This is a genomic window from Burkholderia sp. BE12, assembly GCF_002959955.1.
Classification (GTDB): Bacteria; Pseudomonadota; Gammaproteobacteria; order Burkholderiales; family Burkholderiaceae; genus Burkholderia.
On record NZ_PREY01000014.1, the window covers coordinates 72643 to 89482 of the forward strand.

Below are 16840 nucleotides of genomic sequence, written 5' to 3' on the forward strand. Positions count from 1 at the left end.
CGCCGTCGTTGCGACGGCTTCCCGCGGCATGCCGCGGGTTTTTTGCGTGGGGCGGCATGCGCGGCGATCGCGACCCGCGCGGCACGCGTATTCCATCGTTGCAATGGGGTTGCCGGCGCGCGTGCCGGTGCTGGTTTACAATCGACCGATTGATCGGCCTCGTACTCACGGTATATCCATGGCTTACAAAACTATCGAAGACACGATCGGCAATACGCCGCTCGTGCAACTGGTCCGCCTGCCGGACGACGAGATTCGTGCCCGCAACAACGTGGTGCTCGCGAAGCTCGAGGGCAACAATCCGGCCGGTTCCGTGAAGGATCGCCCGGCGCTGTCGATGATCAGCAAGGCCGAGGCGCGCGGGCGCATCAAGCCGGGCGATACGCTGATCGAGGCGACGAGCGGCAACACGGGCATCGCGCTCGCGATGGCCGCGGCGATCCGCGGCTACAAGATGGTGCTGGTCATGCCGGAGGATCTGTCGGTCGAGCGCCGCCAGAGCATGGCGGCTTATGGCGCCGAAATCATCCTGACGCCGGTGAAGGGCGGGATGGAGCTGGCGCGCGACCTCGCGGAGCAGATGCAGCGCGAAGGCAAGGGCGTGATCCTCGATCAGTTCGGCAACCCCGACAATCCCGTCGCGCACTACGAAGGAACGGGGCCGGAGATCTGGCGCGATACCGAAGGGCGCATCACGCACTTCGTGTCCGCCATGGGCACGACGGGCACGATCATGGGCACGTCGCGCTACCTGAAGGAACAGAATCCGGCGGTCGAGATCGTCGGTGCGCAGCCGGAAGACGGCTCGCGTATTCCCGGCATCCGCAAGTGGCCGGAAGCGTACATGCCGACCATCTTCGATCGCAGCCGCATCGACCGCGTCGAGAACGTGAGTCAGGCCGCGTCGGAAACGATGACGCGCCGGCTCGCGGCGGTCGAAGGCATCTTCGCGGGCATTTCGTCGGGCGGCGCATGCGAAGTCGCGATGCGCATCGCGCGTCAGGTCGAGAACGCGACGATCGTGTTCATCGTCTGCGATCGCGGCGACCGCTACCTGTCCACGGGCGTGTTTCCCGCCTGAGCGAGAGGGTGCGCGATTCGCGCATCGATAAAAAACGCCGCTTCCGCGGCGTTTTTTCTTTGGGCGGCCCGTGCTTACTGCGGCTGCGTCTGGGCAGCGGCGGGTGGCAGCGCACCGCTCGCTTCCATCTGCGCTTTCACGGCCTCGCCGAGCTGGTACACGGTGAGCGCGTAGAAGAAACTGCGGTTGTAGCGCGTCAGCACGTAGAAGTTCTTCAGGCCAATCATGTATTCGGTCGCGCGCCCCGGCGTCGGCAGATCGACCACGGTTACCGGCGTGCCGGCTTCGGTCGTGATGTTGACCGTCGGCTCGTTCAACGTCATGCCCGCGCGCAGCAGTTGCGACAGCGCCCAGTGCGGTTCGGGCTGGCCGTCGGCGGCGGCCTGTGCGATGCCCAGGCTGCCTGTATCGGGCGTGATCTGCCAGACCACCGGGCGGTCGGTTTCCCAGCCGTGCTGCTTCAGGTAGTTCGCGACGCTGCCGATCGCATCGACAGGACTGCTGCGCAGATCGACGTGACCCGTGCCGTCGAAGTCGACCGCATATTCGCGGATGCTGCTCGGCAGGAACTGCGGAATCCCGATCGCGCCGGTGTACGAGCCGAGCACGGTGGTGGGGTCGAGCTGGTTGTCGCGGGTCCAGACCAGGAAGTCTTCGAGGTTCTTGCGGAACGTGGCCTGGCGGCTGTCGCGATTCGGCGTGTCCGGGTAGTCGAACGTGAGCGTCGTCAGCGCGTCGAGCACGCGGAAATTGCCCATGTAGCGGCCGTAGATGGTCTCGACGCCGATGATGCCGACGATCACCTCGGGCGGCACGCCGAACTGCTCGGACGCGCGCTGCAGGGTGGCCTGGTTCGCCTTCCAGAACTTCACGCCCGCGTTGATGCGGATCGGCTCGATGAAGCGCGAGCGATAGACGCGCCAGTTCTTGACCGTCGGCGACGGGGCCGGCCTCACGAGCTTGACGGCCGTCGCCGAGTAGCTGATGCGCGAGAACAGCGCATGCAGGCTCGCCGAATCGAAGCCGTTGCGGCTCACCATCTCGTCGATGAACGCGTCGACCTTCGCGTTGTTCGCATAACGCTGCGGAACGATTTCCTCTTCGAAGGTCTGGCCTTGCGGCGTCGGCTGCTGCGGCTGGGCCTGGGCGACGAGCGTGCCGGCGGGCTTCGCGGGCTGCGTCTGCGCCACGGCCGGCGCGGTGCCGAGGGCCGCGGCGAGGGCAGCGGCGACGAGCGGAGCGCGAACGCGAAACAGCGCGGAGAGAAGGACGGCAGGCTTGCTGGGATTCATGTCGAAGCGGGCGGACAGGGCGATTGTGTTCGGCGCAGTATACCCGACGCATCCGGCGCGCCGGGCCGATGTCGGCCCTCGTTGTGGTAAGTTAGCGGCGAATTCGCGGCAGACGATGGACATCATTGAGGGAGACCTGCGACGCACCGTGCGCCGCGGATGACAGCTTATGGCAACCGCTTTCTATACGCACCCCGACTGCATGCTGCACGAGATGGGGGAATGGCATCCGGAATGTCCGGCGCGCCTGTCGGCGATCCAGGATCAACTGATTGCGAGCCGCATCGACGACCTGATCGTGCACGAAACCGCGCCGTTCGCGAGCGAGGTCGCGCTGGGCCGTGTGCACACGCAGGCGCACATCGACTACATCCGGAGCATGACGCCGGTCGACGGTTACGTCGAGATCGATCCCGACACGCTGATGAATCGCGACACGTGGCGCGCGGCACTGCGTGCGGCCGGCGCCGCGATCGCGGCGACCGACGCGGTGATCGAAGGCCGCTATGCGAATGCGTTCTGCGGCGTCCGTCCGCCCGGCCACCATGCGGAGCCTGCGCGCGCGATGGGCTTCTGCTTCTTCAACAACGTCGCGATCGCCGCACGGCACGCGCTCGACGTGCATGGCATCGAGCGTGTCGCGATCATCGATTTCGACGTGCATCACGGCAACGGCACCGAGGCGGCGTTCGCGAATGACGAGCGCGTGCTGATGTGCAGCTTCTTCCAGCATCCGCTGTATCCGTTCTCGGGCGTCGATCATCAGGCGCCGAACATGGTCAATCTGCCGATGCCGGCACGCAGCAACGGCATGGCGATCCGCGAAGCCGTCGACATGTTCTGGCTGCCGCGCCTCGACGCGTTCAAGCCGCAGATGCTGTTCGTGTCGGCCGGCTTCGATGCGCATCGCGAGGACGACATCGGCAATCTCGGCCTCGTCGAAGCCGACTTCGAATGGCTGACCGCGCGGATCGTCGACGTGGCGCGCCGGCATGCGCTGGGCCGTATCGTCAGCTGCCTCGAGGGCGGCTACAACCTGTCCGCGCTCGGGCGCAGCGTCGTCGCGCACCTGCGCGTGCTGGCCGGTATCTGATTTCCGCTTGACCGGCCGGGCCGGGCGCGCTCAACGCGCCGGCACGCGCGCATGAATCCAGGCGATCAGCGCGTCGATCACGCGGTCGCGTTCGAGATCGTTCATCGTTTCATGGAAGCCGCCTTCGTACAGCGTCAGCGTACGATCGGGCGAGCCCACACGCGCGCCGAACGCGCGGCTGCCATCGGGTTCGGTCAGCTCGTCCTCGGTGCCGTGATAGACGAGCACCGGCACGCGTAGCGCGCCGCGGCCGTTCTCGATGCGCGCCATCGCATCGAGGATTTCCGCGCCAGTGCGTGCGGGCACGGCGCCGTGATGCACGAGCGGGTCGGCGCGATTGGCCGCGACGACGGCCGGATCGCGCGACAGCAGGGCCGCATCGATCTTGATCGCGGGGAAAGTGGGCCACGCACGGCTGATGAGGCGGCTGACCGCAAGCATCCAGCGCGGCACGTCGCGCCCCGGTGCAAGCGCCGGGCTCGACAGCACGAGGCCGGCCAGTGCGTGGCCGCGAGCCGGTGCACGCTCGATCGCATAGAGCGCCGCGACCGCGCCGCCCATGCTGTGCCCCATCAGGAACAGCGGCGCATCGCCGCGCGCGGCTTCGGCGACCAGTGCATCCGCATCGTTCAGGTAGCCGTCGAAACGCTCGACCCATACGCGTTTGCCGGGCGACTGGCCATGCCCGCGCAGATCGATCGCAAGCACGTCGACGCCGGCTGCGTTCAGCCGACCGGCGAGCGCGGCATAGCGGCCCGCGTGTTCGGCGAGGCCGTGCACCAGCGCGATCGTCGCGCGCGGCGGCGCGCTGCCGTCGCCGGCCGGCCAGCGGTACGACGCCAGTTCGAGCCCGTCCGCGGTACGCAGCCGGCCCATGTGCGGCGCCGATCCGGCGGTGGCGGCGGGTACGGCGGCCGGCGTGGTGGTGGCGCTCATCGGGCGTGTCTCCGGTTCGTTGGCAAGTGTGTTCCCGATCATAGTCGCGGCCTTCCCGCGCGGGCGAAGCGGCGCTCCTCTAATTTCGTCTGGTTATGAAAAGATCGAAATCGATTATTAAGGGGAATGAGGGGTTTGCGGTAAAATCGCCGGCTATTCCAGATGCATCGGCGGCCGACTGGCGGGCCAACTCGCCGGCCGGCCGCCGTTTTGTTTACATGATCGAATTACGCAATCTTTCGCAGCGTTTCCCCGGCCCGGGCGGCTGGGTCGAAGCGTTGCGCAACGTCAACCTGACGATCCCGCAAGGCGAGGTGTTCGGCATCATCGGCCGAAGCGGCGCCGGCAAGAGCACGCTCGTGCGCACCATCAACCTGCTCACGCGGCCGACCGAAGGCAACGTCGTCGTCGGCGGGCGCGATCTGATGCTGCTGTCGGCCGGTGCGCTGCGCGAGGCACGCCGCGAGATCGGCATGATCTTCCAGCACTTCAACCTGCTGTCGTCGCGCACGGTGTTCGACAACGTCGCGCTGCCGCTCGAGCTGGCCGGCGCGAGCCGTGCCGAGATCGAGGCCGCCGTGTTGCCGCTGCTCGACCTGGTCGGGCTGTCCGCGCAGAAGGATCGCTATCCGGCGCAGATCAGCGGTGGCCAGAAGCAGCGCGTCGGCATCGCCCGCGCGCTGGCGAGCCAGCCGAAGGTGCTGCTGTCGGACGAAGCGACGTCCGCGCTCGATCCCGAAACCACGCGTTCGATCCTCGATCTGCTGAAGCGCATCAACCGCGAGCTCGGCCTGACGATCGTGCTGATCACGCACCAGATGGAAGTGATCAAGCAGGTCTGCGATCGCGTCGCGGTGCTCGACGCGGGGCGCGTGGTCGAGGAAGGCCGCGTGATCGACGTATTCCTGCAGCCGCATCACGAAGTGACGCGCGCGCTGATCGGCGACGTGATCGCGCAGGAACTGCCGCCTGCCATGAAGGCGCGCGTGGCCGAGCGGCTGAAGACGGGCAGCGGGCATCTGCTGCGGCTCGCGTTCACGGGCTCGGGTGTCGACCAGCCGATCCTGTCGGAGACGATCCGCCGGTACGAACTCGATTTCAACATCCTGCACGGCCAGATCGACGAGATCCAGGGGCAGGCATTCGGTTCGCTCGCGGTGCTCGCGGGCGGCGAGCCGGGCAAGGTCGGGCAGGCGCTCGCGTTCCTGCGCGAGCAAGGTGTGGTGGTAGAGGAGCTTTCGTATGTTGAGTGAGATGTTCGATATGTTCGTGCAGTCGTTCTGGGAGACGCTGATCATGGTCGGCATCTCCGGGGCGGTCGGCGCGCTCGTCGGCCTGCCGCTCGGCGTGCTGCTCTACCTGACCGACCGCCAGGGCGTGCTGCAGAACCTGGCGGTGAATCGCGTGCTCGGCGGCATCGTGAACGCGGTCCGCTCGACGCCGTTCATCATCCTGCTGGTCGCGGTGATTCCGTTCACGCGGCTCGTCACCGGTTCGTCGATCGGCACGGCCGCGGCGGTCGTGCCGCTGACGCTCGCGGCCGCGCCGTTCATCGCACGTCTCGTCGAAACGGCGCTGCGCGAGGTCGACCGCGGGCTGATCGAGGCCGCGCAGTCGATGGGCGCGACCACGTCGCAGATCGTATTCAAGGTGCTGTTGCCCGAATCGCTGCCGGGCGTCGTCGCGGGCCTGACGATCACGTTCGTGTCGCTGGTCGGTTATTCGGCGATGGCGGGCGCGATCGGCGGCGGCGGGCTCGGCGATCTCGGGATCCGCTACGGCTACCAGCGCTATCTGCCGGAAGTGATGTGGACGGTCGTCGCGATCCTGATCGTGTTCGTGCAGATCGTGCAATCGTTCGGCGACTGGCTGGTGCGCCGGCTGAGCCACAAATAAGACCAAACCGATTCGACAGGGGAAGACACGATGCAACGACGCTTCATGCTGAAGTTTGCGGCGGCGCTGGGTGCGGCCGCGCTGTTCGCGGGCGCGCATGCCCAGGCCGAAACCATCAAGGTGGGTGTGACGGGCGGCCCGCACGCGCAGATCATGGAAGTGGTGAAGAAGGTCGCGGCGAAGAACGGCCTGGAGATTCGCATCGTCGAATTCTCCGATTACGTGCAGCCGAACGCCGCGCTCGCGTCGGGCGACCTCGACGCGAACAGCTACCAGCACGATCCGTATCTGCAGGCGCAGGTGAAGGATCGCGGCTACAAGCTGATCAAGGTCGCGGACACCGTCACGTTCCCGATGGGCATCTATTCGAAGCGCCTGAAGTCGCTCGCCGAACTGAAGCCGGGCGCGCGCGTCGCGGTGCCGAACGATCCGACCAACGGCGGCCGCGCGCTGCTGTTGCTGCAGAAGCAGGAGCTGCTGAAACTGCGCGCAGACGCGGGGCTGAAGGCGACGCCGCTCGATATCGTCGACAATCCGCGCAAGCTGAAGATCGTCGAGCTCGACGCGGCGCAGATCCCGCGCTCGCTCGGCGACGTCGACGCGGCCGCGATCAATACCAACTACGCGATGGAAGCGGGGTTGAAACCGAAGCAGGACGCGATCGCGATCGAGGGCCCGAACGGCCCGTACGCGAACATCCTCGCGATCCGCGAAGCGGACCGGAACAAGCCGTGGGTCGCCAAGCTGATTGCCGCGTATCACTCGGCCGACGTGAAGCAGTTCATCGAAGGCAAGTTCGGCGGCGCGGTCATTGCTGCCTGGTAACGGGCGCAGCACGGACGCCCGGCGGGATTAGAGTCGATGATCGAAAACCCGGGCTTTGCGTCCGGGTTTTTTCTCTTTTAAAATAGAACGACCGTTCGCTATCATTGGCGCGTCGCCAAGAAGCGGTATCCTCGACAACCATGATGGTTGGGTCCGCCTGGCCGCGCAGTCACGAGGCCTCACTATAAAATGGCCTCTGGTCGTATTCGTAACTTTGGAGCGTGTGCATGAAAATCCTGGTGCCAGTGAAAAGAGTGGTCGATTACAACGTGAAGGTCCGCGTGAAGTCGGACAACACGGGCGTCGACATCGCGAACGTGAAGATGTCGATGAACCCGTTCGACGAAATCGCGGTGGAAGAAGCCGTGCGGCTGAAGGAAGCAGGCGTCGCGACCGAAGTGATCGCGGTGTCGGTGGGCGTCACGCAAGCGCAGGAAACGCTGCGCACGGCGCTGGCGATCGGCGCGGACCGCGCGATCCTCGTCGAGTCGAACGACAGCGTCGAGCCGCTGGCCGTCGCGAAGATCCTGAAGGCGCTGGTCGACAAGGAGCAGCCGCAACTGGTGATCCTCGGCAAGCAGGCGATCGACGACGATTCGAACCAGACGGGCCAGATGCTGGCCGCGCTGGCCGGTCTGCCGCAAGCGACGTTCGCGTCGAAGGTGACGGTGGCCGACGGCAAGGCAACCGTTGCGCGTGAAGTCGACGGCGGCGCGGAAACGCTGTCGCTGACGCTGCCGGCGGTGGTCACGACCGACCTGCGCCTGAACGAGCCGCGCTACGTGACGCTGCCGAACATCATGAAGGCGAAGAAGAAGCCGCTGGAAACCGTGAAGCCGGAAGACCTCGGCGTGGACGTCGCGCCGCGTCTGAAGACGCTGAAGGTGGTCGAGCCGCCGAAGCGCGCGGCCGGTGTGAAGGTGCCGGACGTGAAGACGCTGGTCGAGAAGCTGAAGACCGAAGCCAAGGTGCTGTAAGAAGGAGCGCAAAGAAATGACGATTCTGGTGATTGCAGAACACGACAACGCGTCGGTCAAGGCCGCGACGCTGAACACGGTGGCGGCGGCTGCGAAGATTGGCGGCGACATCCACGTGCTGGTCGCGGGCCACAACGCGCAAGCGGCGGCCGACGCGGCAGCGAAGATCGCGGGTGTGTCGAAGGTGCTGCTGGCCGACGCGCCGCAACTGGCCGAAGGCCTGGCGGAAAACGTCGAGGCGACCGCGCTGAACATCGCGAAGGATTACTCGCACATCCTCGCGCCGGCCACCGCGTACGGCAAGAACATCGCGCCGCGTATCGCCGCGAAGCTGGACGTCGCGCAGATTTCGGACATCACGGCGGTCGATTCGGCCGACACGTTCGAGCGCCCGATCTACGCGGGCAACGCGATCGCGACGGTGCAGTCGAGCGACCCGATCAAGGTCATCACGGTGCGTGCGACGGGCTTCGATCCGGTTGCGGCCGAAGGCGGCAGCGCGGCGGTCGAGAAGATCGAAGCGGCAGCCGACGCAGGCAAGTCGCAGTTCGTGAGCCGCGAGGTGACGAAGCTGGACCGTCCGGAGCTGACCAGCGCGAAGATCATCGTGTCGGGCGGCCGCGGTCTGGGTAGCGGCGAGAACTACACGAAGGTGCTGGAGCCGCTGGCGGACAAGCTGTCGGCGGCGCTCGGCGCATCGCGCGCGGCAGTCGACGCCGGCTACGTGCCGAACGACTACCAGGTCGGCCAGACCGGCAAGATCGTCGCGCCGCAGCTGTACATCGCGGTCGGCATCTCGGGTGCGATCCAGCATCTGGCCGGCATGAAGGATTCGAAGGTGATCGTCGCGATCAACAAGGATCCGGAAGCGCCGATCTTCAGCGTGGCCGATTACGGCCTCGTCGGCGACCTGTTCGCGCTCGTGCCGGAACTCGTGACCGAGCTCGGCTGACGCGGCGTGACGCTTCAGCGGTAAGCACACGAGAAGAGGGGCGCGACGAGCGCCCCTTTTTTGTTGTGTCGTCGCGGAAGAGGAGCGAGCGTCGTTCGTCTGGAAGAGGCCGGATCGTACCGTGCCGTGCGAAACGTATCGTCGCGCATGCACGACTAGGAACGTCGATTTTGACCGCCGCGCGACGACAGGACGCGCACGTCGACTGAAGCCTCCAGCCGAGTCGACACTCGCAGTCGCAGTCGCCGAAACGAGAAAGGCGCCCTCGGGCGCCTTTCTCGCTGATGCAAGCGGCCCGCATCGCTGCGGGCCGCTCCCATTTACGCGTATGCCGGGCGCGTCTGGCCGGGCACGTCCTTCAGGTAACGATGCACCGACAGGTCGTCGGCCTGGATCGCGGGCATCTTGCCCGAGATCAGATCCGCGAGCAGTTGGCCCGAGCCGCACGACATCGTCCAGCCGAGCGTGCCGTGGCCGGTGTTCAGGAACAGGTTCGACACCGGCGTGCGGCCGACGATCGGCGTGCCGTCCGGCGTCATCGGGCGCAGGCCCGTCCAGAACGTGGCCTTCGACGTGTCGCCGCCGCCCGGGAACAGATCGTTCACGCACATCTCGAGCGTTTCGCGACGCGCCGCGCGCAGCTTCTTGTCGAAACCGACGATTTCCGCCATGCCGCCGACGCGGATGCGCTGGTCGAAGCGCGTGATCGCGATCTTGTAGGTCTCGTCGAGCACGGTCGACACGGGCGCGGCGGCTTCGTTGACGATCGGCGCGGTGATCGAATAGCCCTTGAGCGGATAGACGGGAATCTTCATCAGGTTCGAGATGAAGCCGGTCGAGTACGAGCCGAGCGCGACGACGTACGCGTCGGCACGCACCGTCTCGCTGCCGCACTGCACGCCGGCGATCTTGCCGCCCGCGATCGCGAGCGCATCGATCGGCGTGTTGTAGCGGAACTTGACGCCGAGCGATTCGGCAAGCGCGGCGAGGCGCGTCGTGAACAGCTGGCAATCGCCCGTTTCGTCGCCCGGCAGGCGCAGGCCGCCCGTCAGCTTGTGCGAGACGGCGGCGAGCGCCGGTTCGGCATTTTTCAGTTCGGCCGGCGACAGCAGTTCGAACGGCACGTTCGCTTCCCGCAGCACGGCGATGTCCTTCGCCGCGCCGTCGAGCTGCTGCTGCGTGCGGAACAGTTGCAGCGTGCCGCCCGTGCGGCCTTCGTACTGGATGCCGGTATCGGCACGCAGCGCCTGCAGGCAGTCGCGGCTGTATTCGGCGAGACGGACCATGCGGCCCTTGTTGATCGCATAGCGCTCGGCCGTGCAGTTGCGCAGCATCTGATACATCCACTGGAGCTGGAAGCGCGTGCCGTCGAGGCGAATCGCGAGCGGCGCGTGCTTTTCGAACATCCACTTGACGGCCTTCAGCGGCACGCCGGGCGCGGCCCACGGCGCGGCATAGCCGGGCGAGATCTGGCCTGCGTTCGCGAAGCTCGTCTCCTGCGCCGGGCCGGCTTCCCGGTCGATCACAGTGACTTCATGGCCGGCGCGCGCAAGGTAATACGCGCTTGCCACGCCCACTACACCGCTGCCCAGAATGACGACTCGCATAGCTGCTCCAGATGGAAGGGACCAGGTCGAGGCCGGCGCACCCGCGGCTCCGTGTAACCTCTAGCTGATCTAGTTTTTTGAGCTATGGTATTGTCGAATGTGCAGTTTTTGTTATCGTATTTTTCTGGTTTTCAGCATAAACAAATGAGAACGCAACGTCAGCCAGTACGCTCGCTCGACAAGCTCGACCGGCGCATCCTGAAACTGCTCCAGGACGACGGCCGGATGGCGATGAAGGACCTCGCGGAACAGGTCGGGCTGACTGTCACGCCGTGCATCGAGCGCGTGCGGCGCATGGAGCGCGACGGCGTGATCACCGGCTATCACGCGCGGGTCGACCCGGGGCAATTGGGGGCCGCGCTGCTGGTGTTCGTCGAGATCACGCTCGGCCACAAGGGCGGCAACATGTTCGAGCAATTCCGCCGGGAAGTGATGAAGATCGACGAGGTGCTCGAATGCCATCTCGTCTCCGGCGATTTCGACTACCTGATCAAGGCGCGGATCGGCGAGATGGCCGACTACCGGAAGCTGCTCGGCGACATCCTGCTGCAGTTGCCCGGCGCCGTGCAGTCGAAGAGCTATGTCGTGATGGAAGAAATCAAGGAAACGCTGACGATCGCCGTCGGCGACTGACGCGCCGGCGCCCGTTGTCGGGCCCTTTATCCCGCCCTTGGCATGCTGCACCCAATACTGTATAAATGTACAGTATTGGGTGCAGGCGAATGGGTGGGCACATGGACGATCGGTCCGACAACGAATTTCCGGTAGCGCCGCCCGTGCCCCGCAAGGGGCGCGGCGCGGTCGACAATCTGCAGGGGCGGTATGAACTCGCGCAGCGCGAAGCGGTGGACGACGGCTGGACGCACGAGTCCGACGATGCCGATTTCCCGGCGCCGCTGCGTACGCAGGTCTTCGAGGAGCGGGCAAAGAGCATCCTGACGCACAATCAGTCGCCCGATATTCCGTTCAGCGTGTCGCTCAATCCGTATCGCGGCTGCGAGCACGGTTGCATCTACTGCTTCGCGCGGCCGACGCACAGCTACCTCGGGCTGTCGCCGGGGCTCGATTTCGAAAGCCGCATCTACGCGAAGGTGAACGCAGCCGAACTGCTCGAGCGCGAGATTTCGCGCAAGCGCTACGTGCCGGAGCCGATCGCGCTCGGCGTCAATACCGACGCGTACCAGCCGGTCGAGCGCGACCTGCGCATTACGCGCAGCGTGATCCAGGTGATGCACGATCGCGGGCTGCCGTTCGCGGCGATCACGAAATCGTCGCTGATCGAGCGCGATCTCGACCTGCTCGCGCCGATGGCCGAACGCGGGCAGGTGATGGCGGCGGTCACGATCACGACGCTCGATGCCGAGCTCGCGCGCACGCTCGAGCCGCGTGCGGCCACGCCGGCGCGGCGGTTGCGCACGATCCGCGCGCTGCGGGATGCGGGCGTGCCGGTCGGCGTGAGCATTGCACCGGTGATTCCGTTCGTGACCGAGCCCGACATGGAGCGCGTGCTGGAGGCCTGCGCGGAAGCCGGGGCGACGCACGCGAGCTACATCATCCTGAGGTTGCCGTGGGAGGTCGCACCGTTGTTCAAGCACTGGCTTGCCGCGCATTTTCCCGACCGTGCGGAGCGCGTGATGAACCGCGTGCGCGACATGCGCGGCGGCAAGGATTACGACTCGGATTTCTCGAAACGGATGAAGGGCGAGGGGATCTGGGCCGACCTGTTGCGGCAGCGCTTCCGTCAGGCCGTCAAGCGGCTCGGGTTGAACGAACGCACGAACGGCATCCTCGATCTGTCGCGGTTCAGCGGTGCGCCTGCCGCTGCGGTGCCGGCGCCGCGTGTTGCGGTTCGTGCCGCCGGCGCGAAGCCGCGCGACGACATGCAGTTGAACCTGTTCTGACCGGCGAGCCATGCAGTCGCCGGTATGCCGTATCGACCGTATGGGTCGTGCTTACTGCGAAATCTGCTTGGCTGCCTCGACCTGCGATTCGAAGTACGTCTGGAACGACAGCGCGAGTGCGGTCATCAACAGGAACGCGCCGATCAGCAGCGAGAAGATCACGACGAAGATCACGGTCCAGCCCGACTGGCTGTGCTTGCCGGTGTCCGCGTTGAATTGCGCATCCCATTTTTCGTCGGGGCGCAGCCCGTAGACGAGTGCGGCGAGGAACGCCGCCAGCAGCGAGATGGCGCCGGGGAGCGCGAGCCACCAGCCGAGGCCGGCGCTGCGCTGGGTTGCGGCGAGCAGGAGGAAGCCCGGGATGCCGACGATCGTCGCGAGCAGGTGGGCCCAGCCGTACACGTCGCGAAAACCGTACAGATAGAAGCGGTGCGCGCCGAGCGATCCGAGCAGGAACGCGAGGGCGGCGGTGAGCGTCTTGGAGCGGAAGCGGCGGGGCGATGCGGTGCTGCTGGACATGGATGGCGGCGTATCGTCGTTGGCATGGGCGGGGCCGGCAGGCCGGCGCGGGCGCGCGGCCCGGCACGCATTCTACGATGCCCGGTCGGGCCCGGTCACCCCTCGCCTGCGTCAAGGTGCCGCATAGGTCACGCGGTAGATCGCGCCCGCGTAATCGTCGCTGACGAGCAGCGAGCCGTCCGGCAGCGGCAATACATCGGCCGGACGTCCCCATACGGTGCCGTCGGGCCGCAACCAGCCGGTCACGAACGGGGTCTGGCGTGCGTGGCTGCCGTCCGCCGATGCGACCACGCGCATCACGCGGTAGCCGACCTTCGTGCTGCGATTCCATGAGCCGTGTTCGGCAATGAAGACATTATTGCGATACGGCGCCGGAAACATCGGCCCGGTATAGAAGCGCATCCCGAGTGCCGCGACGTGCGCGCCGAGTTTCAGGACGGGCGGCACATAATGGCGGCAAGCGTCGGCGCCGCCGAATTCGGGGTCGGGCGTATCGCCGCCGTGGCAGTATGGGAAGCCGAAGTCGAGGCCGGTGCGCGGCGCGCGGTTCAGCTTGTCGTCGGGTACGTCGTCGCCCATCAGGTCGCGCCCGTTGTCGGTGAACCACAGCTCGCCCGAATCAGGGTGCCACGCAAAGCCGACCGTATTGCGTATGCCGCGAGCGACCACTTCACGCCCGCCGCCGTCGGCGTTCATCCGCGCGATGATCGCGTAGCGGCCGCGATCGGCGAGGCAGGCGTTGCACGGCGCGCCAACCGGCACGTACAGTTTGCCGTCGGGGCCGAACGCGATGAATTTCCAGCCGTGATGGTGGTCGGTCGGCAGCGCATCGGTCACGATGATGGGCGCGGGTGGTCTGGCGAGCCGGTCGTCGATGTGGTCGAGACGCAGGATGCGCGAGACGGCGGATATATAGAGGGCGCCGTCGCGATAGGCGACGCCGACGGGCATGTCGAGCCCGGACGCGATTACGTGGTGCGCGGTGATCCGGCCCTCTTGCATCGCGAACGCATGGACGCGGCCCTCCCGCGTGCCGACATACAGGATGCCGCGCGGCGACCACGCCATTTCGCGTGCGGCCGGTACGGCGTCGGTCAGCACGCTCACATGGAAGCCGGGCGGCACGACGAGTTCGTTCACCGGCAGCGACGCGGCAAACGCCGGCGCGGACGCAAGCCGGGCGACGCAGGCAAGGCCGGCAAGCAGCGCCGCCAATTGGCGCTGCACGCGGCGCATCGGGGTGGCGTGAAGGTGCGGCATGACGGTCGGGAGCAGGTCTGGACACGACGATTGTAGGCCCGGCGGACGGGCCGTCCGCGGATTTTTACGCGTAAGTGTTTGTTGTACCTCTGGTTTCCGGCTATAATCGCGTGTTTCAGTAGTTTCGAACCCGGTTTTCCGAAGGACATCATATGGTTATCATCCGTCTGGCTCGTGGCGGCTCGAAGAAGCGCCCGTTCTACAACATCGTTGCTACCGATTCGCGCAACCGTCGTGACGGCCGCTTCATCGAGCGCGTCGGCTTCTACAACCCGGTCGCCACGAAGGGCGAATCGCTGCGTATCGCTCAGGATCGCCTGACGTACTGGCAAGGTGTTGGCGCGCAACTGTCGCCGACCGTCCAGCGTCTCGTGAAGGAAGCGCAAAAGGCGCAACCGGCTGCCTAACATGGCACGGTGTGCCGGTCGTGCCGGCTGTGAGGTGCATTGATGGCGGGTCACGATTCCGGTAATGCAAGGCGCGGGCGTGCGTCGTTCGGCGCATTCGTCCGCAAGCCGGTCGAGCGCGACACGGTCGCGAACGCCGGTCAGGCTGCCGAACAAGGCAGTCCCGAAGCGACGCAAGCCTGGCCCGACGATGCCGTCGAGGTCGGGGCGGTGGTCGACGCCTACGGTCTGAAGGGCTGGGTCAAGGTGGCGACGCATGCCGATGCCGGTCGCGGTGGCGACGCGCTGCTCAACGCGCGTCGCTGGTGGCTGGAACGCGGTGCGGAGCGGCTTTCCGTCCGCATCATGCAGTCGAAGACGCACAGCGACACTGTCGTTGCGCAACCCGCGGGCGTCAGCGACCGCGATGCTGCGCTGTCCATGCGCGGCTTTCGCGTGTTCGTGCGCCGGGAAGATTTCCCGGCACTGGCCGCGGACGAATTCTATTGGGTCGACCTGATCGGTCTCGAAGTCGTCAACGAGCAATCGGTGGCGCTCGGGAAGGTGAGCGGGATGATCGACAACGGCGTGCATTCGATCATGCGTGTCGAATATCCGGCAACCGGCAAAGACGGTCAGCCGACCACCGACGAGCGGTTGATTCCGTTCGTCGGCGTCTACGTCAAAACGGTGGATCAGGCGGCGCGTCGCATCGTCGTCGACTGGGAAGCCGATTACTGAAATGAACCAGGTTACCGAGAGCGCGGTGCAGTTCGACGTCGTCACGCTCTTTCCCGAGATGTTCCGCGCACTGACCGACTGGGGAATCACCAGCCGGGCCGTCAAGCAGGGGCGCTTCGGGCTGCGCACCTGGAACCCGCGTGATTTCACGACGGACAACTACCGCACGGTCGACGATCGTCCGTACGGCGGCGGTCCGGGCATGGTGATGCTGGCCAGGCCGCTCGAAGCTGCGATCGACGCCGCGAAAGCGGCGCAGGCGGAGCAGGGTATCGCGAGCACGCGCGTCGTGATGATGTCGCCGCAAGGCGCGCCGCTCACGCATGATCGTGCGGTGCGCATGGCGCAGGAGCCCGGCGTCGTCGTGCTGTGCGGTCGTTACGAAGCGATCGATCAGCGCCTGCTCGACCGTTGCGTCGACGAGGAAATCAGCCTCGGCGATTTCGTGCTGTCGGGCGGCGAACTGCCGGCGATGGCGATGATGGATGCGGTCGTGCGGTTGCTGCCCGGCGTGCTGAACGATTCGCTGTCGGCCGTGCAGGACAGCTTCGCCGATGGCCTGCTCGATTGTCCGCACTACACGCGCCCCGAGGAATACGACGGCGTGCGCGTGCCGGACGTGCTGCTCGGCGGGCATCATGCCGAGATCGAGCGGTGGCGGCGCCAGGAAGCATTGAGGAATACGTTGCGGAAGCGGCCGGACCTGATCGTCCGGGCGCGCCGCGAGAAGTTGTTGAGCCGCGCCGACGAGGCGTGGCTCGCGAACCTCGCACGCGAAGCGAAGGACGCCTCCTGAGGCGGCTGCGCGAGCGGGAATTGGCGGTGCCGTACATGCGTGTGCGGCGCCTGATGTGAATCCATCCTCTATCGGGGCCGGGCCTGGAAGCAGGCGGGTGTAAACGCCGACACGATGGCATAAGGAGTCAGTAATGAATCTGATCGCAAAACTTGAGCAGGAAGAAATCGAGCGCGCGCTCGCCGGCAAGACGATCCCCGATTTCGCCCCGGGCGACACGGTGATCGTGAACGTGAATGTGGTTGAAGGTACCCGCAAGCGCGTTCAGGCTTACGAAGGCGTCGTGATCGCGATTCGCAATCGTGGTCTGAACTCGAATTTCATCGTCCGCAAGATCTCGTCGGGCGAAGGCGTCGAGCGTACGTTCCAGACGTACTCGCCGCTGCTGGCAAGCATCGTCGTGAAGCGTCGCGGTGATGTGCGTCGTGCGAAGCTGTACTACCTGCGCGAGCGTTCGGGCAAGTCGGCTCGTATCAAGGAAAAGCTGGTGTCGAAGGATCGCGCCGCAGCAGCTTCCCAAGAGTAAGAGCTGTAAGGAAAAAGCACCCGACCGGGTGCTTTTTTCATTCTGGCGCGAC

18 protein-coding genes are annotated in these 16840 nt (G+C 66.0%); 13 read left to right on the forward strand and 5 right to left on the reverse strand.

Annotation, left to right across the window (positions count from 1 at the left end; genetic code table 11):
- The first annotated feature begins 178 nt into the window (after positions 1-178).
- Positions 179-1081 carry a cysteine synthase CysM gene (cysM, locus tag C4B30_RS17585; RefSeq protein ID WP_027783871.1) on the forward strand — a complete coding sequence of 301 codons (903 nt, stop codon included), beginning with the start codon at positions 179-181 and terminating at the stop codon, positions 1079-1081.
- Positions 1082-1155: 74 nt separating this feature from the next.
- On the opposite strand, the gene mltB is transcribed toward cysM, so the two are convergent.
- Positions 1156-2373, reverse strand: coding sequence for a lytic murein transglycosylase B (mltB, locus tag C4B30_RS17590; RefSeq protein ID WP_027783872.1), 1218 nt, complete (start codon positions 2371-2373; stop codon positions 1156-1158).
- Between the two features lie 169 nt (positions 2374-2542).
- Here mltB and C4B30_RS17595 point away from each other — a divergent pair, with 169 nt between their 5' ends.
- Positions 2543-3466: a histone deacetylase family protein gene (locus tag C4B30_RS17595; RefSeq protein WP_027783873.1), complete on the forward strand. Its 924-nt coding sequence runs from the start codon at positions 2543-2545 to the stop codon at positions 3464-3466.
- A gap of 30 nt (positions 3467-3496) precedes the next feature.
- Here C4B30_RS17595 and C4B30_RS17600 read toward each other — a convergent pair whose 3' ends face one another.
- Positions 3497-4402 (reverse strand): alpha/beta hydrolase, encoded by a 906-nt coding sequence (locus C4B30_RS17600; RefSeq protein WP_027783874.1) that lies wholly within the window; start codon positions 4400-4402, stop codon positions 3497-3499.
- A 218-nt stretch (positions 4403-4620) separates the two neighbouring features.
- Between C4B30_RS17600 and C4B30_RS17605 the strand changes: the two genes are divergently transcribed.
- From C4B30_RS17605 to C4B30_RS17625, 5 genes are all read left to right on the forward strand, one after another.
- Complete coding sequence (locus C4B30_RS17605; RefSeq protein WP_027783875.1) at positions 4621-5655, forward strand: methionine ABC transporter ATP-binding protein; 1035 nt, start codon at positions 4621-4623, stop codon at positions 5653-5655.
- Positions 5645-6298: a methionine ABC transporter permease gene (locus C4B30_RS17610; protein WP_006486982.1), complete on the forward strand. Its 654-nt coding sequence runs from the start codon at positions 5645-5647 to the stop codon at positions 6296-6298. The genes C4B30_RS17605 and C4B30_RS17610 overlap by 11 nt, the downstream gene beginning before the upstream one ends.
- Positions 6299-6328: 30 nt before the next feature.
- Entirely contained in the window at positions 6329-7123 is a 795-nt protein-coding gene (locus tag C4B30_RS17615; RefSeq protein ID WP_027783876.1) for a MetQ/NlpA family ABC transporter substrate-binding protein, read from the forward strand.
- 227 nt (positions 7124-7350) lie between these two features.
- Positions 7351-8100 (forward strand): electron transfer flavoprotein subunit beta/FixA family protein, encoded by a 750-nt coding sequence (locus tag C4B30_RS17620; RefSeq protein ID WP_006496532.1) that lies wholly within the window; start codon positions 7351-7353, stop codon positions 8098-8100.
- Positions 8101-8116: 16 nt separating this feature from the next.
- The gene (locus C4B30_RS17625; RefSeq protein WP_027783877.1) at positions 8117-9052 is read left to right on the forward strand and encodes an electron transfer flavoprotein subunit alpha/FixB family protein; all 936 of its coding nucleotides are present in this window, start codon (positions 8117-8119) and stop codon (positions 9050-9052) included.
- 320 nt (positions 9053-9372) lie between these two features.
- On the opposite strand, the gene C4B30_RS17630 is transcribed toward C4B30_RS17625, so the two are convergent.
- Positions 9373-10659, reverse strand: coding sequence for a D-amino acid dehydrogenase (locus C4B30_RS17630; RefSeq protein ID WP_027783878.1), 1287 nt, complete (start codon positions 10657-10659; stop codon positions 9373-9375).
- Positions 10660-10803: 144 nt separating this feature from the next.
- Here C4B30_RS17630 and C4B30_RS17635 point away from each other — a divergent pair, with 144 nt between their 5' ends.
- Positions 10804-11292, forward strand: a complete 489-nt coding sequence (locus tag C4B30_RS17635) for an Lrp/AsnC ligand binding domain-containing protein (RefSeq protein WP_027783879.1) — start codon at positions 10804-10806, stop codon at positions 11290-11292.
- Positions 11293-11381: 89 nt separating this feature from the next.
- Positions 11382-12560, forward strand: a complete 1179-nt coding sequence (locus C4B30_RS17640; protein ID WP_027783880.1) for a PA0069 family radical SAM protein — start codon at positions 11382-11384, stop codon at positions 12558-12560.
- A gap of 51 nt (positions 12561-12611) precedes the next feature.
- On the opposite strand, the gene C4B30_RS17645 is transcribed toward C4B30_RS17640, so the two are convergent.
- Both C4B30_RS17645 and C4B30_RS17650 read right to left on the reverse strand, forming a co-directional pair.
- Positions 12612-13079, reverse strand: coding sequence for an NINE protein (locus C4B30_RS17645; protein ID WP_027783881.1), 468 nt, complete (start codon positions 13077-13079; stop codon positions 12612-12614).
- A 111-nt stretch (positions 13080-13190) separates the two neighbouring features.
- Positions 13191-14339 (reverse strand): PQQ-dependent sugar dehydrogenase, encoded by a 1149-nt coding sequence (locus C4B30_RS17650; protein WP_027783882.1) that lies wholly within the window; start codon positions 14337-14339, stop codon positions 13191-13193.
- A 152-nt stretch (positions 14340-14491) separates the two neighbouring features.
- Here C4B30_RS17650 and rpsP point away from each other — a divergent pair, with 152 nt between their 5' ends.
- The 4 genes from rpsP to rplS all read left to right on the forward strand — a co-directional run bounded on the left by rpsP (position 14492) and on the right by rplS (position 16788).
- Positions 14492-14746 carry a 30S ribosomal protein S16 gene (rpsP, locus tag C4B30_RS17655; RefSeq protein WP_006476550.1) on the forward strand — a complete coding sequence of 85 codons (255 nt, stop codon included), beginning with the start codon at positions 14492-14494 and terminating at the stop codon, positions 14744-14746.
- A 42-nt stretch (positions 14747-14788) separates the two neighbouring features.
- Positions 14789-15466: a ribosome maturation factor RimM gene (gene rimM, locus C4B30_RS17660; RefSeq protein WP_027783883.1), complete on the forward strand. Its 678-nt coding sequence runs from the start codon at positions 14789-14791 to the stop codon at positions 15464-15466.
- Between the two features lies 1 nt (position 15467).
- On the forward strand, positions 15468-16262 hold the full coding sequence (gene trmD / locus C4B30_RS17665; protein WP_027783884.1) for a tRNA (guanosine(37)-N1)-methyltransferase TrmD: 795 nt from the start codon (positions 15468-15470) through the stop codon (positions 16260-16262).
- A 133-nt stretch (positions 16263-16395) separates the two neighbouring features.
- Entirely contained in the window at positions 16396-16788 is a 393-nt protein-coding gene (rplS, locus tag C4B30_RS17670) for a 50S ribosomal protein L19 (RefSeq protein WP_027783885.1), read from the forward strand.
- Positions 16789-16840: the final 52 nt, after the last annotated feature.

Bases quoted from the DNA above. Each gene is read 5' to 3' on its own strand.
- C4B30_RS17625 (WP_027783877.1), top strand. From the start codon at position 8,117: ATGACGATTCTGGTGATTGCAGAACACGACAACGCGTCGGTCAAGGCC.
- cysM (WP_027783871.1), top strand. From the start codon at position 179: ATGGCTTACAAAACTATCGAAGACACGATCGGCAATACGCCGCTCGTG.
- rimM (WP_027783883.1), top strand. From the start codon at position 14,789: ATGGCGGGTCACGATTCCGGTAATGCAAGGCGCGGGCGTGCGTCGTTC.
- C4B30_RS17635 (WP_027783879.1), top strand. From the start codon at position 10,804: ATGAGAACGCAACGTCAGCCAGTACGCTCGCTCGACAAGCTCGACCGG.
- C4B30_RS17650 (WP_027783882.1), bottom strand. From the start codon at position 14,339: ATGCCGCACCTTCACGCCACCCCGATGCGCCGCGTGCAGCGCCAATTG.
- trmD (WP_027783884.1), top strand. From the start codon at position 15,468: ATGAACCAGGTTACCGAGAGCGCGGTGCAGTTCGACGTCGTCACGCTC.
- rplS (WP_027783885.1), top strand. From the start codon at position 16,396: ATGAATCTGATCGCAAAACTTGAGCAGGAAGAAATCGAGCGCGCGCTC.
- C4B30_RS17595 (WP_027783873.1), top strand. From the start codon at position 2,543: ATGGCAACCGCTTTCTATACGCACCCCGACTGCATGCTGCACGAGATG.
- mltB (WP_027783872.1), bottom strand. From the start codon at position 2,373: ATGAATCCCAGCAAGCCTGCCGTCCTTCTCTCCGCGCTGTTTCGCGTT.
- C4B30_RS17615 (WP_027783876.1), top strand. From the start codon at position 6,329: ATGCAACGACGCTTCATGCTGAAGTTTGCGGCGGCGCTGGGTGCGGCC.
- C4B30_RS17600 (WP_027783874.1), bottom strand. From the start codon at position 4,402: ATGAGCGCCACCACCACGCCGGCCGCCGTACCCGCCGCCACCGCCGGA.
- C4B30_RS17640 (WP_027783880.1), top strand. From the start codon at position 11,382: ATGGGTGGGCACATGGACGATCGGTCCGACAACGAATTTCCGGTAGCG.
- C4B30_RS17645 (WP_027783881.1), bottom strand. From the start codon at position 13,079: ATGTCCAGCAGCACCGCATCGCCCCGCCGCTTCCGCTCCAAGACGCTC.
- C4B30_RS17610 (WP_006486982.1), top strand. From the start codon at position 5,645: ATGTTGAGTGAGATGTTCGATATGTTCGTGCAGTCGTTCTGGGAGACG.
- C4B30_RS17605 (WP_027783875.1), top strand. From the start codon at position 4,621: ATGATCGAATTACGCAATCTTTCGCAGCGTTTCCCCGGCCCGGGCGGC.
- rpsP (WP_006476550.1), top strand. From the start codon at position 14,492: ATGGTTATCATCCGTCTGGCTCGTGGCGGCTCGAAGAAGCGCCCGTTC.
- C4B30_RS17630 (WP_027783878.1), bottom strand. From the start codon at position 10,659: ATGCGAGTCGTCATTCTGGGCAGCGGTGTAGTGGGCGTGGCAAGCGCG.
- C4B30_RS17620 (WP_006496532.1), top strand. From the start codon at position 7,351: ATGAAAATCCTGGTGCCAGTGAAAAGAGTGGTCGATTACAACGTGAAG.